Origin of the sequence: Agrobacterium sp. M50-1, from assembly GCF_049843495.1 — a bacterium.
Lineage (GTDB): Bacteria > Pseudomonadota > Alphaproteobacteria > Rhizobiales > Rhizobiaceae > Agrobacterium > Agrobacterium radiobacter.
This window is the reverse complement of sequence record NZ_JBBHZH010000002.1, coordinates 73,701-98,814: the sequence shown is the minus strand read 5'-3', so window position 1 is coordinate 98,814 and position 25,114 is coordinate 73,701. Positions and strand designations below refer to the sequence as shown.

At 60.0% G+C, this 25,114-nt stretch carries 26 protein-coding genes and 1 riboswitch; of the genes, 12 read left to right on the top strand and 14 right to left on the bottom strand.

Annotated elements, in window-relative coordinates:
* Positions 1–278: 278 nt before the first annotated feature.
* The 5 genes from WDZ78_RS04550 to WDZ78_RS04530 all read left to right on the top strand — a co-directional run bounded on the left by WDZ78_RS04550 (position 279) and on the right by WDZ78_RS04530 (position 4,139).
* On the top strand, positions 279–1,052 hold the full coding sequence (locus tag WDZ78_RS04550; protein WP_003507867.1) for an ABC transporter substrate-binding protein: 774 nt from the start codon (positions 279–281) through the stop codon (positions 1,050–1,052).
* 112 nt (positions 1,053–1,164) lie between these two features.
* Positions 1,165–1,968, top strand: a complete 804-nt coding sequence (locus tag WDZ78_RS04545) for an ABC transporter permease (protein ID WP_425672430.1) — start codon at positions 1,165–1,167, stop codon at positions 1,966–1,968.
* Positions 1,965–2,795 carry an ABC transporter permease gene (locus WDZ78_RS04540; RefSeq protein WP_020012879.1) on the top strand — a complete coding sequence of 277 codons (831 nt, stop codon included), beginning with the start codon at positions 1,965–1,967 and terminating at the stop codon, positions 2,793–2,795. The genes WDZ78_RS04545 and WDZ78_RS04540 overlap by 4 nt, the downstream gene beginning before the upstream one ends.
* 169 nt (positions 2,796–2,964) lie before the next feature.
* Complete coding sequence (locus WDZ78_RS04535; RefSeq protein ID WP_003507863.1) at positions 2,965–3,231, top strand: usg protein; 267 nt, start codon at positions 2,965–2,967, stop codon at positions 3,229–3,231.
* 83 nt (positions 3,232–3,314) lie between these two features.
* Positions 3,315–4,139 carry a methyltransferase domain-containing protein gene (locus WDZ78_RS04530; RefSeq protein ID WP_425672429.1) on the top strand — a complete coding sequence of 275 codons (825 nt, stop codon included), beginning with the start codon at positions 3,315–3,317 and terminating at the stop codon, positions 4,137–4,139.
* A 260-nt stretch (positions 4,140–4,399) separates the two neighbouring features.
* Here WDZ78_RS04530 and WDZ78_RS04525 read toward each other — a convergent pair whose 3' ends face one another.
* The 4 genes from WDZ78_RS04525 to WDZ78_RS04510 all read right to left on the bottom strand — a co-directional run bounded on the left by WDZ78_RS04525 (position 4,400) and on the right by WDZ78_RS04510 (position 7,440).
* Positions 4,400–5,365 carry an aliphatic sulfonate ABC transporter substrate-binding protein gene (locus tag WDZ78_RS04525; protein ID WP_425672428.1) on the bottom strand — a complete coding sequence of 322 codons (966 nt, stop codon included), beginning with the start codon at positions 5,363–5,365 and terminating at the stop codon, positions 4,400–4,402.
* 285 nt (positions 5,366–5,650) lie between these two features.
* Complete coding sequence (locus tag WDZ78_RS04520; RefSeq protein WP_003507846.1) at positions 5,651–6,139, bottom strand: Lrp/AsnC family transcriptional regulator; 489 nt, start codon at positions 6,137–6,139, stop codon at positions 5,651–5,653.
* Between the two features lie 70 nt (positions 6,140–6,209).
* Positions 6,210–6,854, bottom strand: coding sequence for a uracil-DNA glycosylase family protein (locus WDZ78_RS04515; RefSeq protein WP_425672427.1), 645 nt, complete (start codon positions 6,852–6,854; stop codon positions 6,210–6,212).
* Positions 6,847–7,440: a thermonuclease family protein gene (locus WDZ78_RS04510; protein WP_425672426.1), complete on the bottom strand. Its 594-nt coding sequence runs from the start codon at positions 7,438–7,440 to the stop codon at positions 6,847–6,849. Before WDZ78_RS04510 ends, WDZ78_RS04515 begins: the two co-directional genes overlap by 8 nt.
* Before the next feature lie 108 nt (positions 7,441–7,548).
* Here WDZ78_RS04510 and pdhS2 point away from each other — a divergent pair, with 108 nt between their 5' ends.
* On the top strand, positions 7,549–9,084 hold the full coding sequence (gene pdhS2, locus WDZ78_RS04505; RefSeq protein WP_425672425.1) for a two-component system sensor histidine kinase PdhS2: 1,536 nt from the start codon (positions 7,549–7,551) through the stop codon (positions 9,082–9,084).
* Positions 9,085–9,122: 38 nt separating this feature from the next.
* Here the strand turns inward: pdhS2 and WDZ78_RS04500 are convergent, their stop codons facing one another.
* Together WDZ78_RS04500 and cobT are read right to left on the bottom strand one after the other, a co-directional pair.
* The gene (locus WDZ78_RS04500) at positions 9,123–9,527 is read right to left on the bottom strand and encodes a diacylglycerol kinase (RefSeq protein WP_020012886.1); all 405 of its coding nucleotides are present in this window, start codon (positions 9,525–9,527) and stop codon (positions 9,123–9,125) included.
* Between the two features lie 8 nt (positions 9,528–9,535).
* The gene (gene cobT, locus WDZ78_RS04495) at positions 9,536–10,570 is read right to left on the bottom strand and encodes a nicotinate-nucleotide--dimethylbenzimidazole phosphoribosyltransferase (RefSeq protein ID WP_020012887.1); all 1,035 of its coding nucleotides are present in this window, start codon (positions 10,568–10,570) and stop codon (positions 9,536–9,538) included.
* 152 nt (positions 10,571–10,722) lie between these two features.
* Here cobT and WDZ78_RS04490 point away from each other — a divergent pair, with 152 nt between their 5' ends.
* The 4 genes from WDZ78_RS04490 to ribB all read left to right on the top strand — a co-directional run bounded on the left by WDZ78_RS04490 (position 10,723) and on the right by ribB (position 13,494).
* Positions 10,723–11,508 (top strand): adenosylcobinamide-GDP ribazoletransferase, encoded by a 786-nt coding sequence (locus tag WDZ78_RS04490; RefSeq protein ID WP_425672424.1) that lies wholly within the window; start codon positions 10,723–10,725, stop codon positions 11,506–11,508.
* Between the two features lie 19 nt (positions 11,509–11,527).
* Positions 11,528–11,719 carry a DUF1289 domain-containing protein gene (locus WDZ78_RS04485; protein ID WP_425672423.1) on the top strand — a complete coding sequence of 64 codons (192 nt, stop codon included), beginning with the start codon at positions 11,528–11,530 and terminating at the stop codon, positions 11,717–11,719.
* Positions 11,716–12,423 carry a TIGR02281 family clan AA aspartic protease gene (locus tag WDZ78_RS04480; RefSeq protein WP_020012890.1) on the top strand — a complete coding sequence of 236 codons (708 nt, stop codon included), beginning with the start codon at positions 11,716–11,718 and terminating at the stop codon, positions 12,421–12,423. Before WDZ78_RS04485 ends, WDZ78_RS04480 begins: the two co-directional genes overlap by 4 nt.
* 159 nt (positions 12,424–12,582) lie before the next feature.
* A riboswitch (FMN riboswitch) is annotated at positions 12,583–12,733 on the top strand.
* Between the two features lie 119 nt (positions 12,734–12,852).
* Positions 12,853–13,494, top strand: coding sequence for a 3,4-dihydroxy-2-butanone-4-phosphate synthase (ribB, locus tag WDZ78_RS04475; RefSeq protein WP_111781119.1), 642 nt, complete (start codon positions 12,853–12,855; stop codon positions 13,492–13,494).
* A gap of 74 nt (positions 13,495–13,568) precedes the next feature.
* Here the strand turns inward: ribB and WDZ78_RS04470 are convergent, their stop codons facing one another.
* The 5 genes from WDZ78_RS04470 to WDZ78_RS04450 all read right to left on the bottom strand — a co-directional run bounded on the left by WDZ78_RS04470 (position 13,569) and on the right by WDZ78_RS04450 (position 20,139).
* Positions 13,569–14,330, bottom strand: coding sequence for an ABC transporter permease (locus WDZ78_RS04470; protein WP_425672422.1), 762 nt, complete (start codon positions 14,328–14,330; stop codon positions 13,569–13,571).
* The gene (locus tag WDZ78_RS04465; RefSeq protein WP_425672421.1) at positions 14,327–15,253 is read right to left on the bottom strand and encodes an ABC transporter ATP-binding protein; all 927 of its coding nucleotides are present in this window, start codon (positions 15,251–15,253) and stop codon (positions 14,327–14,329) included. Before WDZ78_RS04465 ends, WDZ78_RS04470 begins: the two co-directional genes overlap by 4 nt.
* Positions 15,254–15,358: 105 nt before the next feature.
* Positions 15,359–16,180 (bottom strand): sulfite exporter TauE/SafE family protein, encoded by an 822-nt coding sequence (locus WDZ78_RS04460; RefSeq protein ID WP_026364169.1) that lies wholly within the window; start codon positions 16,178–16,180, stop codon positions 15,359–15,361.
* A gap of 479 nt (positions 16,181–16,659) precedes the next feature.
* Positions 16,660–17,943 (bottom strand): extensin family protein, encoded by a 1,284-nt coding sequence (locus WDZ78_RS04455; protein WP_425672419.1) that lies wholly within the window; start codon positions 17,941–17,943, stop codon positions 16,660–16,662.
* Positions 17,944–18,324: 381 nt separating this feature from the next.
* A complete protein-coding gene (locus WDZ78_RS04450) occupies positions 18,325–20,139 on the bottom strand; it encodes a methyl-accepting chemotaxis protein (protein ID WP_425672418.1) in 1,815 nt (604 codons plus the stop codon).
* A 241-nt stretch (positions 20,140–20,380) separates the two neighbouring features.
* Between WDZ78_RS04450 and WDZ78_RS04445 the strand changes: the two genes are divergently transcribed.
* Positions 20,381–20,695 carry a DUF1883 domain-containing protein gene (locus tag WDZ78_RS04445; RefSeq protein WP_020012896.1) on the top strand — a complete coding sequence of 105 codons (315 nt, stop codon included), beginning with the start codon at positions 20,381–20,383 and terminating at the stop codon, positions 20,693–20,695.
* Between the two features lie 113 nt (positions 20,696–20,808).
* On the opposite strand, the gene WDZ78_RS04440 is transcribed toward WDZ78_RS04445, so the two are convergent.
* Together WDZ78_RS04440 and WDZ78_RS04435 are read right to left on the bottom strand one after the other, a co-directional pair.
* A complete protein-coding gene (locus WDZ78_RS04440; protein ID WP_425672417.1) occupies positions 20,809–22,125 on the bottom strand; it encodes a replication-associated recombination protein A in 1,317 nt (438 codons plus the stop codon).
* Positions 22,122–23,528, bottom strand: coding sequence for a DegQ family serine endoprotease (locus WDZ78_RS04435; protein ID WP_020012898.1), 1,407 nt, complete (start codon positions 23,526–23,528; stop codon positions 22,122–22,124). Before WDZ78_RS04435 ends, WDZ78_RS04440 begins: the two co-directional genes overlap by 4 nt.
* Before the next feature lie 184 nt (positions 23,529–23,712).
* On the opposite strand from WDZ78_RS04435, the gene WDZ78_RS04430 reads away from it, so the two are divergent.
* Positions 23,713–24,063, top strand: a complete 351-nt coding sequence (locus tag WDZ78_RS04430) for a lysozyme inhibitor LprI family protein (protein ID WP_020012899.1) — start codon at positions 23,713–23,715, stop codon at positions 24,061–24,063.
* Between the two features lie 16 nt (positions 24,064–24,079).
* Here the strand turns inward: WDZ78_RS04430 and WDZ78_RS04425 are convergent, their stop codons facing one another.
* Positions 24,080–25,081, bottom strand: coding sequence for a serine hydrolase domain-containing protein (locus tag WDZ78_RS04425; RefSeq protein WP_425672416.1), 1,002 nt, complete (start codon positions 25,079–25,081; stop codon positions 24,080–24,082).
* Positions 25,082–25,114: the final 33 nt, after the last annotated feature.

Genomic DNA, 25,114 nt, shown 5'->3' with positions numbered 1-25,114 from the left:
TGCGGGCGCTGGTCAACGCCCGGCACACACTTCGGTTCCCATGATGAACAAAGCGTTCTGTACCGGAAATGAACAGATCAAGGCCTTTTCGTGGAGGCTCTGCGGCACAAACGCGGTGGCTAATATTGCAGTTGCATTTTTTGACCAACCGGATGAATAATTGCATCCGCGCTGAAGGCCACAGGCGGTATCCTCCGTCCTGCCGCGCCCAGCGCCCATGGCGTCCGCACTGAAAACAACAACAGACTGCGGATGAACGACCAAAAGAGAGGATCGAAATGCCTATTTCCACCCGTCTGCTCGCAGCCGTATCGATTGCCGCCATCTCGCTGTTGTCGGGCGCAGCCCTCGCGCAGGACAAGATCGTCATCGGCACCGAAGGCGCCTATCCGCCCTTCAACAATCTCGAAGCCGACGGCACGCTGACCGGCTTCGACATCGACATCGCCAAGGCGCTGTGCGAACAAATGAAGGCCGAGTGCACCTTCGTCACCAATGACTGGGACGGCATCATCCCCGCCCTGCAGGCCAAGAAGTTCGACGCCATCATCGCGTCCATGTCGATCACGCCGGAACGTCTCCAGAAGGTCGACTTCTCCAAGAAATATTACAACACCCCGCCGGCCATTGCCGTGCCGAAGGATTCGCCGATCAAGTCGCTCGACGATCTCAAGGGCAAGTCGCTCGGCGCGCAGGGTTCCACCACCCACTCCAACTATGCCGAAAAGCATTTCCCGGATGCCGACGTGAAGATGTATCCGACCGCCGACGAATATAAGCTCGACATCGCCAATGGCCGCATCGACGCCGTCATCGACGACATCGTCGTGCTTTCGGAATGGCTGAAGACGGATGCTGGCGCCTGCTGCAAGATCCTAACGCCGCTCAAGGTCGACGTCGAAATCAACGGCAATGGCGCGGGCGTTGCCGTGCGCAAGGGTGACACGGCGCTCGCCGACAAGTTCACCGCGGCCATCGCCGGCATCCGCGCCAGCGGCAAGTATCAGGAGATCAACAAAAAATACTTCGATTTCGACGTTTACGGCGAGTAAGCCTGTTCGATCTGTTGAAATCTCGTGGCGGAAGGCTTGCCCTTCCGCCATTTTTGTTTGAAAACGTCACAATAACAATCACGGCGGCTTCAGACCGCAGGGGAAAATTGGCATGAGCGGAGCATTTTCCGCCATAGGTGCGTTCTGGACCTATGTCTCGACACTTCTCGATCCCTTCTGCGGGCCGGTCGGTCTCTTCTCGCTTTTCGGAAACGGCACCCTGGTCGCCTGCGGCGATGCGGGCTGGGGCGATGAGATCGCTTTCGGCGTCAAGGTCACGATCTCGCTGGCGCTTGCCACCCTGCCCGTCGGGCTGCTGATCGGCTTCCTCATCGCGCTCGCCGCACAATCGGAAGAAAAATCGCTACGGCTGGCGACGGGTATCTACACCACCATCTTCCGCGGTCTGCCGGAACTCCTGACGCTCTTCATCGTCTATTACGGCATCCAGATGCTGCTGCAATCGATGGCCGGTTATATCGGCATCACCGGCCCGGTCGAGATCAACGCCTTCGTGGCGGGCATGGTGGCGTTATCGGTGGTGTTCTCGTCCTATGCCTCTGAAGTGCTGCTCTCCGCCTTCAAGGCGATACCCAAGGGGCAATATGAGGCGGGCGCGGCCCTCGGCCTTTCGCGGGGCCACACCATGGTGCTCATCATCATTCCGCAACTTGTCCGCATCGCCCTGCCCGGCATGACCAATCTCTGGGTCATCCTGCTGAAAGACACGTCCTACGTCTCGATCATCGGCCTTGCCGATATCATCCGCCAGACCGGCATCGCCGCCCGCGTCAGCAAGGAAGCCTTTTTCTTCTACAGCATCGCCTGCCTGCTTTATCTCACTCTCGCGCTGCTTTCGTCGATCGGGATCGGCTTCATCGATCGCTGGTCGCGCAAATCGGAGGCGCGCCGATGAGCCATATCAAGGAACTCATTCCAGCCCGCCCCGCCCCGGCCGTCGCGGACAAGCCGCTCAATATCTCGCGCATCGTCGGCATTGCCGTTATCACGCTCTGGCTGCTGCTTGCCGCCGGGCTGATCTTCGCGATGATCGAAGGCTGGGACTGGGATAAATTCGAACGTTACGGGCCGCGCTATATCAATGGTCTCATCACCACCATCACGCTGGTCGGCAGTTCGATCATTCTCGGCGCCATTCTCTCCGTGCCGATCGCCTTTGGCCGCATGTCGCAAAATCGCATCATCGGCGCGCTCGCTTATGCCTATGTCTATGTCTTCCGCAGCACACCGCTTCTGGCGCAGCTTTTCCTGATCTATTACGGCCTTGGCAGCTTCCGCCAGGGGCTGGAGACCGTCGGCCTGTGGTGGTTCTTCCGCGAAGCCTGGTATTGCGGCCTCCTGTCGCTCACGCTCAACACCGCCGCCTATCAGGCCGAAATCCTGCGCGGCGCCATTCAGAGCGTGCCGCGCGGCCAGCATGAGGGCGCCGCCTCGCTCGGCCTGTCGAAACTCGTCACCTTCCGCAAGGTCATCCTGCCGCAGGCGCTCATCGTCGCGCTGCGTCCCTATGGCAATGAGATCATTCTGATGATCAAGGGTTCGGCGGTGGTCTCCATCGTCACGGTCTTCGACCTCATGGGCCAGACCCGTTATGCGTTTTCCCGCACCTTCGATTATCAGGCCTATCTCTGGGCGGCGATCTTCTACCTGACGATCGTTGAAACGCTGAGACATGTCTGGGCATGGCTGGAAGCCCGCCTGACGCGCCATCTCAAGCGTTAAGCGGCAAAGCTGGCAGCACTCATCAAGGAAGGCTGCTAACACTCTGAAAAATATAACTATTTTATGACAATCCATGTCCTTGGCAAGCTTGGATTAACCATGTCGTGTTCCCATATTCGATACAGCGGTAATGCTGTGATCGGCAATCATGGAAACGGGAACCGCCGTCATGAACAAGGACATGGAAATGATGCTGAGAGGCTACGGCCTCACCACCGCCCAGATTTTTTATCGCCTGCCGGACCATCCGCTGGTTCTCCAGACCTATATCTGGCAGAACTATGATCTGGCCCCTGATTTCCCCGAAATGCACGGTTTCCTCAAATTCTGGCAGGAAAAGCTCGACGGGCCTTTGCACTCCGTCCGCTACGTGCACCGGCAGGTGATCTCGGCGCAGGAATGGCGCGCGCTGAAAGGGGAGTTCATCCTCCACTGAGCCATAGCGCCACATAAACATTGCGCCCGTCCCCGATGCGGCTTACAGCAAACTTCAACTGAAGACGCTGACGGATAGGCACGATGACGAAGAACCAGAAAATTGACGAAGAGGCGCTTGCCGAGGCCTATAACCGCGCGCTGGCGCTTGAAAAAGCCGGCGATGTGGACGCGGCGGTGAAGGCCTATGAAGAGGTTCTCGCCATCGATCCGGACGATCACGGCGGTGCGGCCGTGCGCATCGCCGCCATGGGCCGTGGCGAACAGCCATCGAAAGCGCCTGACGCCTATGTCGAAACCCTGTTCGACCAGCACGCCGAAGCTTTCGAGGATATTCTCGTCGAGCAGCTCGGTTACGCCGTGCCGATGATGGTGCGCCAGCGGCTGCAGACCCTCAACCTCGGCCCCTTCAAGCGCCTGCTCGATCTCGGCTGCGGCACCGGCCTCACCGGCGAAGCGCTGCGCGATATGGCCGACGATATCACCGGCATCGATATTTCCGAAAACATGGTCGAGATCGCCCATGAGAAGGACCTTTACGAGACGCTCTATGTCGCCGAAGCCGAGGACTTTCTCGAGGATAATGACGACGAGCCCTTCGACATCATCACCGCCACCGATGTGCTGCCCTATCTCGGCGCGCTGGAGCCGCTGTTTTTCGGCGCTGCCGAAAACCTCAACGCCGGCGGCCTGCTGATCTTCTCGTCGGAAACTCTGCCTGAAGGGACGCTCGCCGGACGCCCCTATATGGTCGGCCCGCACCAGCGTTTCGCCCATGCGGAAAACTATGTCAGGGAAAGACTGGCCGCGACGGGCTTCGAGGTTCTCGAAGTGACCGACATCAACGTGCGCATGCAGGACGGCAATCCGACGCCCGGTCATCTGGTGATTGCAAAGCTCAAGGGCTGATACGACATAGGAGGCTTATGCCCCGACGTCTCGGCAGTTTTCTTCTCCCCGCCGGGGAGAAGGTGGCCCGAAGGGTCGGATGAGGGGGCAAGCTCTCAATCTATCTCTACCCTTGCCCCTCATCCCGCTGCCGCTGACTTCTCCCCGGCGGGGAGAAGAAACAAGCGGGGCATGCTCGCCCTAAGTTTAAGGAACATTGCTGAATCAACCTCTCAGCAACATCCGCCAGCAGGTTGAAGAGACTCACCTTTCCCGCCCGCTCAACTCGCCTTGGGACGCCAGACGATATCCGCCACCTTGAGTTTCTTCGGCACGATTTTCAGATCGTAGAACTCATCCGCAAGCGCCTGCTGATAGGCGATAGCCTCATCCGGAACCAGCGAGACCCGTCCGAGATCAGCCCCCGGTCGTGTCAGCGAGACCTTGGTGACATCCTCGAGAACGCCGGTGATCGACGCCAGCGATTTTGCCGTTGCATCGATATTGGCCTGCGCCTTCGCACCCACATTCGCCAGTTCCTTGAGGATCAGCGGCACGAGATCGGGATTGGTCTCGACGAAATCGCCATTGGCGAGGAAGTAACTCCACGGATCGACGATGCCTTCGGCGGTCGAAAGAACCCGCGTCGTCGGCTCTTTTTCCGCCACGGCGAAATAAGGATCCCAGATCGACCAGGCATCGATGCTGCCGCTGCGGAAGGCGGCGGCCGCATCCGGCGGCGCAAGATCGACCGGCGTAATGTCGTTCAAGGTCAATCCCGCCTTTCGCAGCGCCTTGACGGTGACATTATGGGCGCTGGAGCCGCGCTTGAAGGCGACCTTCCTGCCTTTCAGGTCTTCCAGCGTCTTCAGCGGTGAATCCTTCTGCACGAGGATGGCCGATCCGCCGGCCGCCGCCTTGTAGGTGCCGACATAACGAAGATTGCCGCCGGCGGCCTGTGCGAAAAGCGGCGGCACATCGCCAGTCGGGCCAATATCAAGCGCGCCTGCGCCAAGCGCTTCGAGAAGCGGCGGTCCGGAGGAAAATTCCGACCATTTGACCTCGATGCCGCGATCTTTCAGCAGCGCTTCGAGCGCGCCCTGGCTTTTCGCGAGCGCTATCACGCCATTCTTCTGCCAGCCAATCCGCAATGTGGTGGTTGCGGCGCTTGCCCGCCGGATATGCGGCAGAAACGCCGCCCCGGTCGCACCTGCAATCAGTCCTAATGTTCCGCGTCGTGTGAGCATATGGATATCCCTCGCTATTCCATCCTTCGACAGTAAAAGCGTAGATATTCGAGAGATTTTATCAAAATCCCAGTTTGCGCTGAGACCGCGCCGAGAGAATTGAATGTGCGAATTTGCCATTCTGGGCGGAATAGAATTGTCGTGGCCTGGCGGCGGCTACCGAATGGACCTTCCTGCAGGATCAGCTTCCGGCGGGCCAGAGCGACGGAAAAAACGGCCCGCAAATGAAAATGCCCTCCCCGGCAACCGGAAAGGGCATTGATCAAAAACCTGGCCGGCGGCGGATCACTCCTCGCCGGATTTCGGATTGTCCAGCAGCATATAGTCAAGCGGCAGTTCCGTCGTATATTTGATCTGCTCCATCGCGAACGCGGAGGACACGTCGCGAATTTCGATCTTGGCGATCATGCGCTTGTAGAAAGCGTCATAGGCGGCAATATCAGGCACAACAACGCGCAGCAGATAATCGACGTCACCGCTCATGCGGTAAAATTCGACGACTTCCGGAAACTCGGAAACCACCTCGGAGAAACGCTTCAGCCATTCGATGGAATGGGAGGCGGTGCGGATGGAGACGAAAACCGTGACCTTGGTGTTGACCTTGACCGGATCGAGCAGCGCCACGCGCCGGCGGATGACGCCGTCTTCTTCCATCTTCTGGATACGCCGCCAACAGGGCGTCGTGGAAAGGCCGACCTTTTTCGCCAGATCGGCAACGGCCAGCGTGGAATCCTCTTGCAGAATGCGCAAAATCTTACGGTCTAGGCGATCCAATGCGTCTATCCTCCTGAATTAATTTCCTTTCAATACACTAATTTTTGCAGAAAAACAGAAAATTGTTTCACTAAAGCCGCATTTCCACATGTTGTCGCAGAACCGGCAGCAGTTCCTCCGCGAACCATGGGTTCTTTTTCAGCCAGCCGGTGTTGCGCCAGCTCGGATGCGGCAGGGGAAAAATGGCGGGACCGGAATTGGCATGAAGATAGCTGCGCCAGTTTTGCACCGTTTCAGTCATGGTTTTGCGCCGCTTTCCACCCAGGTGAAAGGCCTGCGCATATTGGCCAATGGCGAGGATCAGCTCCACCTGCGGCATGGCCACGATTACCCGCTCACGCCAGTGCGGCGCACATTCGCGCCGGGGCGGCAGGTCGCCGCCCTTGTCGTCATAACCGGGAAAACAGAAGCCCATGGGCACGATGGCGAAACAATCCGGGTCGTAGAAAGTCTGCCGATCGACATCAAGCCACTGGCGCAGCCTGTCGCCCGAGGCATCGTTGAAGGGCAACCCTGTTTCATGCACACGAAGCCCCGGCGCCTGCCCGGCGATCAGGATGCGCGCCTTGGCCGACATGACGACTACCGGCCGGGGTTCGTGCGGCAGGCGATCGGCCATTCCGTTGAGCGGCATATCGCGACAGAGACGACAGCGGGCGATTTCGCTGCGCAACCCGTCCAGCCCATCATCACGCACCGGCGCTAGTTCAACCATGGTCCCATCCCAGAAGATGGCGGATAATGGTGAGGAAGCCCGCCGCCGGCGTTTCCAGATCCGCAGCCCGGTGTTCCCGCCGCCATTGCGATGGTTTCTCGAATTCTCCCGCCCAGATGCCGCGCGCCTGCCTGCGCGCCGCCGCCTGCTCGCTTGAGAACTGGAAATAACCTGATGCGACCGCAAAACCCGCCGACACCATTTCCGATGAGACATCCCTGCCGCCTGCGGAACAATAGACGAGCAGCCGCCCGTAACGGTCTCTGGAACTGCCGGAACAGGAAAAATCCGCCGGCTCGGCCAGCCGTTGCAGGACGCGACGCGCCTCCTTCCCGCATGGCCAGCTTTCGTTGCCGCGCAGGCATGTCTGCGCAAGCTCCGGCGCATCGATACCGAGCAGCCGAAAACGGTCCTCACCCTTTGACAGCGTGTCACCATCGATCACGAAGAAGCGGCCGCTATAGGTCTCGCTGTTGATCTGATCGAGCTTGGCCGCGATCAGAATGCCGAGAAAAACCGTGGCGAGAAAAAGCCCGCCATCGCGAAATGCCGAAAAACGCCTGCCCTTGCCTCCATTTCGTCTCATGTAACAACAAACCCTTGTCAGAAATGGCAAACAAATCCTTTAACGGCAGCATCTTCTTAAGATTTTGCGCGTAGTCTGCAAGGGTTCATGTCACCCCGCGTTGTAACAATGAGTAAAAGCGTCAGCACGTCCACCGACAAGATCATCGTCGACCGGTCGAAAAAGCATCGCAACAAGGCGGTCTTCGACACGGTGAAGACGACACGTGAACGCCTGCAGCAAGGGGCCGGCGCAAGTGACGCCTATGAACGCGAAATGCTGACCATGCATATCGCCGAAACCCTGCAGGGCGCGATGATCATGCCGCTCTTCATCGTGCTCGCTTCCGTCATCGGCCTTTATATAACCCGCGATATCGGCCTGATCATCTGGTCGCTGATTGCGCTGAGCTTCCACGCCTTTTCTCTGCTTCTGGCCAAACGGGCGGCAAAGCAAGAGATCACCGCCGACAATCTCCAGCACTGGAAAAGTCTCTTCCTCGGCGTGCAGATTCTGATCGGCTGCGCCTGGGCGATGTTCGCACTGGCCGAACCGGTGCGCAATAACCCGACGCTTGTCCTTTTCTTCAAGGGCTCGACGCTGCTGATCGCGCTTTCGCTCACCGCCATGGCCAATTTCATGCTGCGGCGGGCGACCTTCATGACCTTCCTGCCGGTGCTGGCGGCGCTTTGCATAACATCGGCCATTTCACGCGATCCCTTTGATGTCGGCTTGGCGCTGATGTTCGGCATGGCGATCCTCTTCTGTCATCGCATCACCAGCCGGCTTTACCAGACCAGCATCAAGCTTCTTTCCTCGCAGACGGAGAAGGACGACCTGATCGCCGAACTCGAAGTCGCGAACTCGGTTTCGGACGAAGCACGGCGGCGCGCGGAAGAAGCCAATCTGGCGAAATCACGCTTTCTCGCCTCCATGTCGCACGAGCTCAGAACCCCGCTCAACGCGATTCTCGGCTTCTCCGAGGTCATGTCCTCGGAAGTACTCGGCCCGCTCAACAATCCGCTCTACAAGGAATATTCCGGCGACATCCACCGTTCCGGCCAGCATCTGCTTGATCTCATAAACGAAATCCTCGACCTGTCGCGCATCGAGGCCGGCCGTTATGACCTGAATGAAGAAGCGATCTCGATGCTGGAAATCGCCGAGGATTGCATCGGCATGATCCAGCTTCGCGCCCGCGCCAAGAATATCAGGATTTCCCAGCAGTTCGAAAACAGCCTGCCGCAGGTCTGGGCCGATGAAAAATCCATCCGCCAGGTCATTCTCAACCTGCTCTCCAACGCCGTGAAGTTCACGCCGCAGGGCGGCGAAATCCTCGTGAAAGCCGGCTGGACCGCGGGCGGGGGCCAATATGTGTCGATCAGGGATAATGGCCCCGGCATTCCCGAAGATGAAATTCCCGTGGTGCTGTCGGCCTTCGGTCAGGGCTCTATCGCGATCAAGAGCGCCGAACAGGGAACAGGTCTTGGCCTGCCCATCGTCCAGGCCATTCTCGCCAAACATGACGGCCAGTTCATCCTGAAATCGAAACTGCGCGAGGGCACCGAAGGCATCGCCATCCTGCCCGCAAGACGCGTGCTGCAGAGCCTGCCGGCCGTGGAAGAAACCCACGCCATCCAACCGCGCCGACGGTCCTTTGCCTGAAGCCCCTGAGCATTAGCCCAAAAGCGAAGGCGCTCCGCCTAGAAGAACAGCGTCGTCACCAGCGAATAAAGCACGAAAAATCCGTTCGCCATCAACAGGCAGAAGACGGCAAAGGAACCGAGGTCCTTGGCATGCCGCCCGACCGAGGAGATTTCCGGCGAAATGCGATCCACCAGCTCTTCGATCGCGGTATTCAACGCCTCTACTGAAAACAGCAACAGCATCAGCACCGTGAAGACGAGAAGATGCGCAAACGGCGCGCCCACGACCAGAAGCAGGGCGAGCCCGACGCCGAAGGCAAGAACCTCATGCCGGAACGCCGCTTCCTGCCACAGCCGGCCAAGCCCCTGCACGGAATAGCGCGCGGCGGCAAAAAGATGCCGCCAGCCTTTTTCCTTGCGAAATGCGGGTTCCGGTTGCTTCTTTTGCGGCGTCACGTCCATCTTCAGCCTCAATGATCGGTGCGGGAACTGATGCGGGTGTCCACACCCGCCGCTTCGAATGTCGCCATGCCGGAATGGCAGGCGGCCGCAGCCTTGACGATGCCGGCGGCAAGGGCAGCCCCGGTTCCCTCGCCAAGCCGCATGCCAAGCGCCAGCAGCGGCGTCTTGCCGAGCTTTTCGATGGCGGCCAGATGGCCGGGCTCACCCGAGACATGGCCGATCAGGCAATGATCAAGCGCCGAAGGATTGGCGGCCTTGAGAAGAGCGGCAGCGGCCGTCGCCACATAACCGTCGATCAGCACGGGAATGCGCTGCACGCGGGCGGCGAGGATGGCGCCGGCAATCGCCGCGATCTCGCGTCCGCCAAGACGGCGCATGATCTCCAGCGGATCGGACAGGTGATCCTTGTGGAATTCCACCGCGGCCTTCACCGCCGCGATCTTGCGGGCCATGACCTCGCCTTCCGAGCCGGTGCCCGGACCGGTCCACTCTTCCGCCGTGCCGCCATAGAGCGCGAGATTGATCGCCGCCGCAATGGTGGTGTTGCCGATGCCCATTTCGCCGACGCAGAGAAGATCGGTGCCGCCGGCAATCGCCTCCATGCCGAAGGCCATGGTGGCGGCGCAGTCGCGCTCCGAGAGCGCAGGCTCACAGGTGATGTCGCCGGTCGGGTAATCGAGCGCCAGATCGAAGATCTTCAGGCCGAGATCATTGGCGACACAGATCTGGTTGATCGCCGCACCGCCTGCCGCGAAATTTTCCACCATCTGCTGGGTCACTGAGGTCGGATAGGGCGTAACGCCGTGCCGGGTAACGCCGTGATTGCCGGCGAAGATCGCCACCAGCGGACGGGTGACGGCCGGAGAACGGCCGGACCAGGCAGCCAGCCACATGGCGATTTCTTCGAGGCGGCCGAGCGAACCGGCGGGCTTGGTCAGCTGCGCATTTCGCTCCTTGGCCGCCACAAGCGCATGCGTATCCGGGCCGGGAAGCTCGCGCAGCAGCGCGCGGAAATCGTCGAAGGGCAATCCGCTCATGCTCATGATATCTGTCTTTCTCGTCGTCGGGTTGGCTGTCGCATCGGCTCATGCGTCCGGAACTTGTGTTTTCCGGCAAATCGGTCTTTGTTGCGCCTCTCATAATCGCGGATGCGCCGCGGAACAACCGGAAATGCAGCAACTGCAACGGAGAGAGCATGAAGGCCGGGGATTTTATAACAGATGTCATGCATTCCCTCGCCTTTCTGAGCCGCCTGCCCGTTCCCTCGCGGTTTTTTGATGATGCCGACGATCTGTCGATGCGCCGCACTGCCCGCGCCTTTCCCGCCGCCGGTCTGCTGATCGCCCTGCCCGCCGCTTTCCTCGTTGTGGTTTTTGCGGCCTTCGACGCCTCTCCGCAGCTCACCGGCTGGCTTGTCATCGGCCTGACGGCGCTCGTGACAGGTGCGCTGCACGAAGATGGCCTCGCCGACATGGCCGACGGTTTCGGCAGCGGCAAGGAGAAGGCGCGCATGCTTGAGATCATGAAGGACAGCCGCATCGGCAGCTATGGCGCGATTGCCATGATCCTGTCCTTTGCGCTCCGCGCCACCGCACTCGCCTCGCTCGTTGAAACGCTGCCGGCAAAAACCGCCGCCGCCGCCCTGATCGCCGCGCTTGTCCTGAGCCGCGCGCTGATGGTGTGGCACTGGCAGTCCCTGCCCGCCGCCAAGACCTCCGGCATCGCCGCCGGCGCCGGCCAGCCGGGCACAAGCGAGCGCAACATCGCGCTTGTAATCGGGTTGCTGCTTTTCATCCTCTTCACGCTGCACGCCCTGCCGCTCCTGTCGATCGCCCTTGTGCTGGCGGCAGCCTTTCTGGCGGCCATGCTTTTCGGCAGGCTCTGCGACCGGAAGATCGGCGGCCATACCGGCGACACCATCGGCGCCTGCCAGCAGATCACGGAGATCGTGATTCTTGTCGCCCTTGCCCTTGCGGCGTGACGGCCTGATATAAATCATCATGGAAACACCCTGCATCCATATCTGCCGCCTCGATGAAACCATGAGCCTCTGCATCAGCTGCGGACGAATGCTGGATGAAATTGGCGGCTGGGCAGGGTATAGCGACGAGAAGCGCCACGAGATCATGCGGTTGCTACCGCAAAGACTGGCAAATCTGGCCGAGACCGCCAAGGAGACGCATACCGCATGAACAGGCTGACCATCGTTCTCCTCCTGCTGGCCGTTGGCCTTGGGCTGCTGCTCATCAATCACGACGGTGGCCGAACGCTCGGCATCGACAATGATCAATTCGCCCATGTTCTTTATCTTCTGCCAATCGCCGGTCTTCTATCGGCAGGCATTCTGGCGGGAAGCCGCGGCAGTTTCGGCACCGTCATCCGCCAGCTCGCCGTCTGGCTGGTCATTATCCTCGGCCTCGTTTCCCTCTACCTCTATCGCTACGATCTGCAATCCTTCGGCGACAGGCTGCTTGGCGGCCTGATACCCGGCCGCGCCGTGGTGGTGACGACCTCGGACGGTGGGCAGGAAATCATATTGCATAAATCGATGAGCGGTCATTTCGAAGCCAATGTCGGCGTCGAAGGCAAGACCATCCATATGCTGGTGGATACCGGCGCAAGCTCGGTGGTACTCGCCAATGCGGATGCCGCCGCAATCGGCATCGACACCACAAACCTCCGCTATACCGTACCGGTTATGACTGCGAACGGCCGCACGGCGGCAGCCCCCGTCACCCTGTCGGAAATTGGCATTGGCCCGATCGTGCGCCGCAACATCCCGGCCCTCGTCGCCCAGGACGGCCAATTGGGCCAGAGCCTGCTCGGCATGAGCTTCCTGTCGACGCTCGGTTCGCTGCAGATGCAGACCGATGAACTGCGGCTGCGCGACCGATAAACGCCGGCCCTTTGCTTTTCATTCTGCGGCTTCCCCGAGACATTGGCCCCAGAAAGAAAATACCCCGATGCGACTGCAACAGGGATATTCTTTTCGCACATAGGGGCCAAAGACCGGCCATTGCCCCTTGCTTCCTTCCCATTTGATAATTTATCTTGGCCTTGTTCTCAGGGCGGGGTGCAATTCCCCACCGGCGGTATCGGGATTTTTCCCGGAGCCCGCGAGCGCTTCCGGTCTCCAAAGCCGGAAGGTCAGCAGATCCGGTGAGAGGCCGGAGCCGACGGTATAGTCCGGATGGAAGAGGACAAGGCATAAGGCGCCCGCACGCAGCGGGCCTCGCATTGCATTGTTCGCCCAAGGGATATTTGGCGCTTCTTGAAGCGCGAAAATGCCGCAAAACGGCATAACCCTTGAAAGGCTTGAAAGAAAATGACCATTGCAAGAATTGAAGACGCCATCGAAGCCATTTCCCGTGGCGAGATGGTGATTGTCGTTGACGACGAAGACCGCGAAAATGAAGGCGATGTCATCGCCGCCTCCGACAGCATTACCCCGCAGCAGATCGCCTTCATGATGAACCATGCGCGCGGGCTGATCTGCGTCGCCATGCCGGGCGAGCGTCTCGATGCCCTCGACATTCCGCTTATGGTGTCGCGCAATACCGAATCCCTCAAGACAGCCTTCACCGTCTCGGTGGATTATATTCCCGGCACCACGACAGGCATTTCCGCCGCCGACCGGGCAAACACCGTGCGTGCGCTGGTATCGGAGGATTCACGCCCCGAAGACTTCGCCCGCCCCGGCCATATCTTCCCGCTGCGCGCCAACCCGCAAGGCGTTCTCGGCCGCACCGGCCATACGGAAGCGGCCGTCGATCTTTGCCGTCTTGCCGGGAAATTCCCCTGCGGCACCATCTGCGAAGTCGCCAATGACGACGGCACCATGGCCCGCCTGCCCCAGCTTGAAGTCTTTGCTGAACGCCACGGCCTGCTCGTCGTGACGATCAAGGATCTCGTTTCTTACCTCAAGGGCGAGGTTGTCGAGGACGTGGTGCAGAAGCAGGTCGCCTGATCTGCGCTTCCTGTTGTGAATACGAAAACGCCCGGCGCAAACCGGGCGTTAAATTTTAAAAAAAGCTTTTCCGATCAGTTGCGCAACCGATACCCCGTCTTGAATATCCAGCTGACAACACCGAGGCAGAGCGCAAGAAACAGCGTGATCATCGCCAGACTGATGATCGGATTGACGTCGGCGATCTCATAGAAGCTCCAGCGGAAACCGCTGATGAGATAAAGCACCGGATTGAAATGGCTAACCGTCTGCCAGAAGGGCGGCAGCATGTCGATGGAATAGAAGCTGCCGCCAAGGAAGGTCAAAGGCGGCACCACCAGCATGGGAATGAGGTTCAGCTGCTCGAAATTCGTTGCCCAGATGCCGATGATGAAGCCGAACAGGCTGAAACTGACAGCCGTCAGTACGAAGAACAGCACCATCATGAACGGATGAGCAATCGTGATATCCACGAAGAAGGTGGCTGTTATCAGAATGATCGTCCCGATCATCAGGCCCTTGGTCGCCGCCGCCCCGACATAGCCGGCGACAATTTCCGTCATCGATACGGGCGCGGACAATATTTCATAGACCGTACCGGTGAATTTCGGGAAATAAATGCCGAAGGAGCCGTTGCCGATACATTGCGTCAGCAGCGTCAGCATGATGAGGCCGGGGGTTATGAACGCGCCGTAGGAAACCCCGCCAACCTCCTGAATCCGCGAACCGATCGCGGTTCCGAAGACGATGAAATAAAGCGAGGTGGAGATGACCGGCGAGACCACGCTCTGCAGCAGGGTGCGTCGCGTGCGTGCCATTTCGAACAGATAGATGGCTTTGATGGCTTCGAAATTCATTTCTGGCCTCCCACCAGCGAAACGAAGATATCCTCAAGCGAACTCTGTCGCGTGGAAATATCCTTGAAATGGATGTTGGCGGCGGAAAGGGCGCTCAGAACATCGGCAATGCGGCCCTGCTCGCCATTATCTTCGATCTCATAGGTGACGGTGCAACCGTCTTCGGAAAGCGTCAGACCGAAGGGCGCGAGGCTCTCGGGCAATTGCTCCACCGGCTGGGCAAGTTCCAGGAAAAGCTGCTTGCGGCCGAGTTTCTTCATCAGCGCCGTCTTTTCTTCCACCAGCAGCAATTCGCCGCCATTGATGACACCCACCCGGTCGGCGATTTCTTCCGCCTCTTCGATGTAGTGCGTGGTGAGGATGATGGTGACGCCCTTGGTCCGCAGCTCGGAGACGACGTTCCACATGTCGCGGCGGAGCGTCACATCAACGCCGGCGGTCGGCTCGTCGAGGAACAGAACCTTCGGCTCGTGCGCCAGCGCCTTGGCGATCAGCACACGCCGTTTCATGCCGCCGGAAAGCTCCCGCAGCATGTTGTCCTTCTTGTTCCAGAGTGACAGGGATTTCAGGATGCGCTCGATCAGTTCCGGGTTCTTCTTCTGCCCGTGCAGGCCGCGCGAGAAGCTGACGGTGTTCCACACCGTCTCGAACTGGTCGGTGGTCAATTCCTGCGGCACGAGGCCGATCAGGGCGCGGGTCTGGCGAAAATCCTTCACCACATCATGCCCGCCGACAAGCACCGAACCTTCACCCGGATTGACGAGGCCGCAGACAATCGAGATCAGCGTTGTCTTGCCGGCGCCGTTCGGGCCAAGTAGGGCAAGGATTTCACCCTCCCTGATATCGAGGCTGACACCTTTGAGCGCCTGAAAGCCGTTTGCGTAGGATTTTGTCAGATTCCGTATCGAAACAATGGCATTCATGGCGAATTCTTTCGAAAAACCGAGTAAGATGAACGCCATATAGACCGCAGAGGTTGCAAATGCCACCCCAGCGGACCGAACACTGCGTTCGGCAGAGACGGAAAATCAGCCGTAGACGCTATAGAAAAACTGCGCTGCGACGAAGACCAGAAACACCCCGAAGGCCCGCTCCAGCTGCTTTTTGCTGAGCGCATGGGCGAGCCTGGCGCCATAGGGCGCAACGACAAGCGTGATGGGAATCAGCAGCACCACGGCGATCCAGTTGATGAAACCGGTGGAAAACGGCGGCAGGCCCGCATCGCCCCAGCCGGCCCAGATGTAACCCAGAAGCCCCGGCAGCGAAATCAACACGCCGACACCGGAAGAGGTGGCGACCGCCTGATGGATCGTGCGTCCGTAAAGCGTCATGAAGGTGTTGTTCATCACCCCGCCGCCCACGCCCATCAGGCCGGAAAAGAGCCCGATGCCGGCGCCGACAAGAAAACGGCCCGGATTTTTCGGCAGGTCGGAGCCGAGATGCCAGCTCGCCCGGTTGAAGATCATCCGGAAGGCGAGCGCGAGCGCGATGAAAGCGAAGATCAGCCGCAGCGCAACGCTCGAGGCATAGGCGGCAACCACGGATGCGAGGATGGTGCCGAGCGGCACCGCAACGATCCAGCCCTTCAGAAGATCGATATCAACCGCGCCTTTCTGACGATGCGTCAGAAACGAGCGGATGGAGGTGGGCACGATGATGGCAAGCGAGGTGCCGAGCGAGAGATGCATGCGCACCGCTTCCGGCACATCCAGAAGCCCGAAGACCTGGTAGAAGACGGGCACCAGCACCGCGCCGCCGCCGATGCCGAACAGGCCGGCCAGGAGACCGGCGACCACACCCGCTACCGCAAGCGCCGCCGCAAAGACCATCAGCTCTGAAACAGGAGGCATAAAGGCAGGCTCCCGAAGGCCGTTGTCACAAACATGTGACCCTCATAGCGTATCAGAAGAGCGCGGCAAGCCATGTTGGCCGCAGGTCAGTACGGCGCGATGTCTTTTGCCGCATATCCGCGCCGGATGGACCACTCCATGGGATCGTTTTCCCATTGCATGCCCTTGCAAAGACGCCGATATCCCCCCGATAAGGCTGTCTTCTTCAACCGGCCTTCGGGCCGGTCTTTTTTTGTTGGAATGTGACAGAAGAATTGGAATTCCGACAAGTGAATCCACACTTCCATCATTCCGGCCTTGAGCCGGAATCCGGCCGACGCCCGTTGGCGCGACGGGAAGACTCCTTTCAGCTCAAGGACTTGGGCTGGCTGAATTACGGCTCGAAGCCGGAATGGCGGAAGTTGAAAACATGAAGCATTACGGCGAGCGTCTAAGACGCCGCCCGACTATCGCCCTGCCCAATCACGCCGTTCGCGTTCCTAGTCGCAATGCCTGTAACCTGACTTGCGCGTGCGCAGGTCGAAGTGAAAATGGTTCCAGTGATTGGGATCGCTGCCCGGCCCGAGAACGGTCGAGAAATATTTGCAGCTGTCAGACCGCACCGCCTTCAGCAGCGCCTTTTCGCGGAAGGCGAAGAAGCTCTTGCTGCGCACGTCGATCTCCTTGCCGTTTTTCAGCGTGATGGTGCCGATATCGATGGCGTTGCCGCGCGCATGTTCGGACCATGGGTTGCTGGAGCGCGAATTCATCTTGCGGCAGGAATAACCGCCCATCGGCGTGATGCGGCCAACGCCGGAGAGATAACGGAAGCGTGAGGATGGCACGAGTTCGAACTTCACCCATTTGGCAAAGGCAAGCGTGACCTGACAATTGAGCTTCACCGCCGGACGGATCGCGACGCCGCTGGCAAGACCGCTGAGTTCAATCGGATAATCGATACCGCAGGTCGGACCATCGGCAATGCGCGCAACGTCCCGGAAAGCAACGCCAAGGCGGCGCAGTTCGGAGCGGCAGGCAACCTCCGAAGATGGCATGACGCCTGGTGGCATCGAGCGGTTGCTTTGCGGCCCGCCGCCCGCCATCGGATTATCAGGCATGAGCATGGCGACTTCCTCCACCGGCTGGCGGCGCGAGGAGGAGCCAAGCGGCGGCGGCGGGATGAGCCGCGATTGGCTGGCCCGTTGCGTCTGGCGGGCCGGAGGCACGGCCATGGGATTATCCGTGCCGATACCATCCACCACAGGCTGCGTGGAAGCGCCTTCGGCAATCTCCGCATCCTGTTCTTCGGCAAGCCCGCGGACGGGCTCCACACCCAGCATGGAATCCATGTTCACGCCGCCTTCGCCTTCAGCGATCTGGTTGCTGCTCATCTGCTGCGCGGGCATGGTCTGGTTCTGCATGGTCTGCGCCGGCACAGTGGTATGACCGCTGGCCGCCATGCGCGCCTGATGCTGGGAATCGAGTGTCGAATAACCCTGCCCGCCCTGCGGCGATTGCAGCAGGGGATCCTGCGAGGCGTAAGGTTCCGGCATCGGCTGAGAAACGGCCGCGGGATAGTCACCGCCCTGCCCCACCCGCTCCGCCTGATACACGGCACCCGCCGGCGCGCTGTATCCCTGTTGCCGCGAGGAGCGGATGGCGCTGACGCGCGTGGTGCCGTCCACCTCCGCCGGGGGCACGAGGCCCTCCGCCGAACACGACACCATGACCGTCGAAATCATCAGCAACGTCACAAGACGACGCGGAAGGGAAACATACGCCATACGAGAACCTGTACCTTCAGCGGCCGCTATTCGCGGCAATACAGGATAAATTTTAAAGAAATGAGGTAAACGAAACCTTATTGGTTGCGGGAAATAACGAACCTGATTGTTGCGTGACGCCGCAAGACCGAAATCGCGTCGAAGGTCATGACATAAACGCCGAAACCTCTCCTCCGACATCCAGCACCGAAACCTCCCCTCCGACACCCGACGCTCAAACTTCTCCTGCGTCATCCTAGGGCTTGACCCGAGGATCCAGAGCCGCGCTAGGAATGGATCCTCAGGTCAAGCCCGAGGATGACGTCGAGTGCTGGAAAGGCTTCTCATTCATCTAAGGGCGCAGCCATGGCCGCGCCCTCCGCTTTACCTCAAACGCATGTATCACGCGGCCCGCGAAACCTCGCGCCCGACACTGTGTCCAAGTTCAAAACGCGACAGCAGCGAGCGCAGCTGGCGGCTTTCCTCGGCGAGCGTCTGGCTCGCCGCCGTCGTCTCTTCCACCATGGCGGCGTTCTGCTGGGTCATCTGGTCCATGTGATTGACGGAGGTGTTGATCTCCTGCAGGCCGGTCGCCTGTTCGCGGGCGGCCGTGGCGATGGAGTTGACGTGCCCGTCAACGCGGTTGACCAGCGCCACGATCTCCTCCAGCGCATCGCCTGTCGAGCGCACGAGTGCGACGCCGCCGCCGACCTCCTCGGCCGAACGGTTGATGAGGGTCTTGATTTCCTTGGCCGCATTGGCGGAACGTTGCGCCAGTTCGCGAACCTCCTGCGCCACCACGGCAAAACCACGCCCGGCCTCGCCCGCACGCGCCGCTTCCACACCGGCATTCAGCGCCAGAAGATTGGTCTGGAAAGCGATCTCGTCGATTACAGAGATGATCTGCCCGATGCGTTTGGAGGAGTCCTCGATACGGCCCATGGCGTCGACGGCATTACGCACGATCTCGCCCGAGCGACCGGCGCTGGTTTTCGTGTCCTGCACCATCTGCCGGGCCTCGTTGGCCCGCTCGGAAGCGGTGCGCACCGTGGCGGTGATTTCATCGAGAGCGGCCGCCGTCTCCTCCAGCGCCGCCGCCTGCTGTTCGGTCCGGCGGGATAGATTGCCGGTAGCGCCGCTGATGTCGGAGGCGCTGTCATTAACGACATGGCCGGTTCTGGCAATGGCCTCGATCGCACCGTGCAATGCACCGACCGCGCGGTTGAAGTCCATGCGCAGCTTTTCATAATCCGCGCCGATATCGGTAAGCGAAACGGTCAGGTCGCCATTGGCAAGCGCCTCGAGCGCATCGCCCAGTTGCTCCATGGCATGGGCCTGCCGCTCGGATGCGGAACGAAGCACCATCTCGTTGCCGTGCCGCGCTTCTTCCAGCGCCCGTTGCTGGTCGGCCTCGCGGGCCTGCAGCGCGCTGCGCTCATTGACGCTGTCGCGCAGTACCAGCAGCGTCTTGGCGATCGCGCCGATTTCATTGCGTCGGTCGGCGAACTGGATATCCGCCGCACCGTCACCATCGGCGATGCGGCGCATGCTCTGGCGGATGAGATCGATCGGCCGGGTCACGCTGCGCACGACGGCTGCGGCCACGCCGACAACCAGAAGGCCGGCCAAGACACAAAGACCACCATTAAAATAGACGTCGCGCCAGAACACCGCTTCAAGATCGTCAACATAAACACCGGTGCCGACAATCCAGCCCCAGGGGGCGAAACCGGCGACATGGGAGAATTTCTCGACCGGCTCCGGCGCACCGGGCTTCGGCCAGTAATAATCGACAAAGCCCTTGCCACCTGCCTTGACCGTGTTCACGAACTCGACGAACAGCGCCTTGCCGTTCGGGTCCTTGTTGGCGGTAAGGTCGGTGCCGTTCATCTCGGGCTTGATCGGATGCATCACCATTTTGGGGTGCATGTCGTTGATCCAGAAATAGCCGCTGCCATTGCCGTAGCGCATTGCCGCAATGGTCGTCTTGGCCTGCTGCTGCGCCGCCTCCCGCGTCAGGCTTCCGCCCTGCTCCAGCCGGTAATATTGATCGAGAATGGCGACAGCGGTTTCGTTCATTGACGCAAGCCCGGCTTTCCGCTCGCGCTCCATTTCGTGGTAGCTTTCAAACAGGCTGAATGTGAGAGCCGCGGCCAGTATTGCCAGAAACAATGCGACGAGCGCATACAGGCGCATAGATATTGTTACGTTTTTCATGTTCCCCCTCAACGTCGCTGATGCACTTCGACCAGCCGATGTTAAAGGCAAAAAATTTATTATTATTAAATACACATATTATACGTTGGTATTATTCTTCTGTGCTCGCATTAATTCGCTCCACCATTCCAAACCGGTACAGCAAAGTGAATTTTCAAACCGGCCGGCGGCATTTAAAGACAGCGTTAACCGTGTGGCCCCTATCCTCCTTGACCGAAATTACACTACAGGGAGACGCGCGATGGCACGGCCCAATTTTCGCTATACACATTATGACCTGAAGGAACTTCGGGCCGGCACGGTCATTGAAGTATCCCTGTCGGTCGTCAACAATGTCCGGCTGATGACGGGTGCGAATTTCCAGCGCTTCACCGAATTGCTCGATTTCAAATATCTCGGCGGCGTCGCGAAAAAATCGCCGATCCGCCTCGCCATTCCCGAGACATTGCACTGGCATCTGGTCATCGACGCCGAAGGCCATAGCGGCCTCGCCGAATCCTCGGTCAAGATGCTGCCCGCGCAGACGCAGGCAGCACCACATCGCAAGGCATCCTGATCTTCTTTAAAAACAGTGAGTTGCCGCAGTTTCGCGACTCTTTTTGTCAGCGGCCTGAATCTTTTTCTTAAGATCGACGGCGACACGGTTTCGGCTCAAACCGCGCAAAAACCCTAACGCGATCCCCGCTCGCGGCGCAGCTTCGCCCACCAGTCCAGACGCTTGCGGATTTCCCTTTCGAAACCCCGGTCCGGTGGATCATAAAAGGTCGTGCGCCCCATTTTCTCAGGGAAATAATCCTGCCCGGAAAAGGCGTCCGGCTCGTCATGGTCGTAGCGGTAGCCATCGCCGTAACCTTCGCCCTTCATGAGCTTGGTCGGCGCGTTCAGAATATGTTTCGGAGGCACCAGCGAGCCATTTTCCTTGGCCGCCCGCATCGCCGACTTGAAGGCCGTATAAACGGCGTTCGATTTCGGCGCGGTGGCGAGATAGACGCAGGCCTGAGCCAATGCGAGCTCGCCTTCCGGTGAGCCGAGATAATCATAGGCGTCTTTGGCGGCGTTGCATACGACGAGCGCCTGCGGATCGGCAAGACCGATATCCTCCACCGCCATGCGCACCAGCCGCCGCCCGAGATAGAGCGGGTCTTCGCCGGCATCGAACATGCGGGCGAGATAATAAAGCGCCGCATCCGGGTCCGAACCCCGCACGGACTTATGCAGCGCCGAAATGAGATTATAGTGGCCGTCCTGGCTTTTGTCATAAACCGGGGCGCGACGCTGCACGATGCGCGTCAGCCCCGCGGTATCGAAGGTCTCATCTTTGCGCGCCGCGCGCCAGACCTCTTCGGCAAGCGTCAGCACGGCGCGGCCATCGCCATCGGCCATCCGGATGAGGCTTGCACGCGCATCCTCGGTGAGCGGCAGGGGCTTGCCCTCCGCCTCCTCGGCGCGTTTTAATAATTCGCTCAGGCTCTCCTCGTCATGCGAGCCGAACGTCAGCACGCGCGCACGCGACAACAGAGCGGCATTCAACTCAAAGGACGGGTTTTCGGTGGTGGCGCCCACCAGAATGATGGTGCCGTCTTCCATCACCGGCAGGAAACTGTCCTGCTGGGCGCGGTTGAAACGATGGATTTCGTCGACGAAAAGCAGCGTCTGCCGGCCGTTCATCCGGCGTGTGCGCGCTGCCTCGAAAACCTTCTTGAGATCGGCGACACCGGAAAAGATCGCCGAAATCTGTTCGAAGGCCAGTCCCGCCTCGCCGGAAAGCAGCCGGGCGACCGTGGTCTTGCCGGTGCCGGGCGGGCCCCAGAAGATCATCGATCCCAATGACCCGCTGTCGATCATGCGGCGCAGAACGCCCTCTTCACCCGTCAGATGCGGCTGCCCGCTCACCTCCGCCAGCGTCTTCGGACGCAGGCGATCGGCAAGAGGCCGCCGGTTGGCGACCTCCGCGGGCACTTGCGGGGCGAAGAGATCGTCGCTCATCGCAGGAACTGCCGGATACGTTGCCCGTCACGCAGGATTTCCACGCGCCAGAAGCCGGGATTATCGTCCAGCGCCTTTTCTGCCGCAGCGGTGGAGGCGATATCTGCACCGTTCAGCGACAGGATCACATCCTTCGGCTGGAAACCGACACGATAGGCCGGCGAACCGCGCTTCACATCGGTGATCACAACACCCGTCACCTGTGACGGCATCCGCAATTCATCGGCAAGCTTCGGCGAGAGATTGGCGACTGTCGCGCCGGCAAAGGGATTGCGACCCTCGATCAGGCGCTCATCACGCGGCGCGGTTTCCGGCGCAGTATCGAGCGCGATGGTCACCTTTTTTTCTTTGCCCTTCTCCACCACCGTCAGTTCAGCGGATTTGCCGATTCCGGCGGTCGTCACGCGATATCCCAGCGCATCCGGATGCTCCACCTCGAAGCCGTTGACGGCGGTAACGACCTCGCCGGGCTCGATGCCCGCCTTTTCGGCCGGTCCGCCCTTGACGACGCTGACGACAAGCGCGCCGCGGGCGCGGTGCAGGCCAAGCGCCTCAGCAACGTCCGATGTCACGGGATCGAAGGTGGCGCCGATATAGGGCCGCTCGAAGCTCGCGTCACCGCGTTCAGCAGCCGCGACGAAAACCCGGACGAGATTGGCGGGAATGGCGAAACCGATGCCGTTCGATCCGCCGCCCTTGGAGAAGATGGCCGTATTGATGCCGATCAGCTCACCCGCCATGTTCATGAGTGCGCCGCCGGAATTGCCGGGGTTGATGGAGGCGTCGGTCTGGATGAAGAAGCCGAAATCGCCCTGCGTCACCTGATTGCGGGCGAGACCCGAGACGATGCCGCTGGTCACCGTCTGGCCGACGCCGAAGGGGTTGCCAATGGCAAGCACCAGATCACCAACTTCAATCGCGTCGGAATTGCCGAGCGACAGCACCGGGAACTGTTCTTTCGCATCGATCTGCAGAATGGCAAGATCGACCCGGTCATCTTTCAGCAGCACCTTTGAGGAGAACTCGCGCCCGTCCGCAAGCGCCACCTTGATGTCGTCGGCGCCATCGATGACGTGATTGTTGGTCACCACGAGGCCGCCGGAGGTCACGATCACGCCCGAGCCGAGCGACGACTGTTTTTCCGTGCGGTTCGGCATCTGCTGGCCGAAGAACTGCTCAAAGAAAGGATCGCCGGCAAAAGGCGACAGGCGCCGCTGCACGACACGCTCGGCATAGACATTCACCACCGCGCCCGCGGTGCGCTTGACCAGCGGCGCAAAGGAAAGCTGCATTTCCGTGTGGCTTGAGGGCACGGTCCTGTTGTCCTGTGCGCCAGCGCCCACGGGCAAGAGAATAAGCGCGGCGAGAAAGCCGGTGGACAGATACTTCAACACGCTTCGCATGTGATTCCTCATCGTCATCAGTATGATGGAGTTATAACGCCAAAGCCTGTAAAGCAAAGAGCGGCAAGATGATGGCTATCCTTTTCCCAAGCCGCGCCTTTTCCCATCATGACAGCAGCGAAATGGAACCAGCGAGCCGCCTTTCCGGTTTCATCCGCAACAGCATTTCTCAAAGAGACACGTCATGGATTTGAAAAGGCCCCTCCTCGCCTGCGGTCTGCTCCTCGCCTCCTCCCTCGTTTCACCGGCCGCTGCTGCAAGCTTCGACTGCGCAAAGCCCGATCTGGCGGCCGATGAAAAGGCTATCTGCGACAACCGTAGCCTCAACGATCAGGATGTGAAGATGGCCACCACCTTCGATATCCTCACCCAGCTGATGGCCATGGGCGCACGCGACACGCTGCGTGACGAACAGAGCAAATGGCTGAAGAAACGTCAGGAATGTACAGCCGACGTCGCCTGCCTGACAGCCGCCTATGAGGAGCGCATGAAGCGTCTTGCAGAGGCGTTCCAGAGCATCAACCGGCCGCTCTGACCGTTATCGCCTGCCCTCACACAGCACGGATGATGACTTCCATGAGGCCATGCAGCTGGTCGCGATAACCGGTTCTGGCGGAAGGTGCATCCTCACGAGAGGTCATCGCCACGGACAGCCGTCTGGCGGGCACGATATAGAGCATCTGCCCGCCATAACCCCAGGCGTAATAGACCGTTTCGCCCGCCATCTCCTTGATGAACCAGCAATAGCCATATCCGTCGCCGTTAAAGACCGAATTGGTGCGCTGCTGCCAGGACTGGTTGATCCAGCCTTGCGAAATCAGTCGCTCGCCCTCCGGTGTCGTCCCGCCACGCCGGTAAAGTTCGCCGAAGGCCAGCAGTGACCGCGCCGTCATCGCCATCTGGTTACCGCCGAGATAGATGCCCTGTGGATCACGCTCCCAGCCGCCGATCGCAAAACCCTTCAGCGGACGAAACCAGTCACGCGCCAGAGCAAGCGTCGAGCGGCCGGAGGCCTTGGTCAATATCGCCGAGAGCAGATGCGTGGAACCCGTGGAATAGAGCATGCCGCCGCCGGGCTCTCCCGCAAAACCGGAACCCAGCGCCATCCGCACCCAGTTGCGGCTGGCGACCCAGCGGCCGTAATTCGGCCCGGACATGCGCTCCAGACCCGACTGCATGGACAAGAGGTTACCGATGGTGATCCGTTCCAGTCTCGCATCGGGACTTGGCGGAAAATCGCCGCGCAGAACCGTCGAAATCGGCTGGTCCGCACTCTCGATGATCTTGCGGTCAATCGCCATGCCGACCAGCGCCGAAATGATCGATTTGGACGCCGATTTGATATTGGTGGAGCCATTAACGCTGGCCCCATGATAGGCGCGGCTTGCGACCTCCTCGCCGTCGATGCTGACGAGGACCGTCTTGAGGCTGGAAAGCGCGTCTGCGTCCCTCAGCAACGGATCGAAACGGATGCCCTTGCCTGAACTCTGTGCGCGGGCAAGCTCGGCAAAAGGCAGGGACGCGATGAGGGCGAGTGCGGTTCGTCTTTTCATGGTGTTGAAATTAGGCATCGCCAGGCCGTGGAA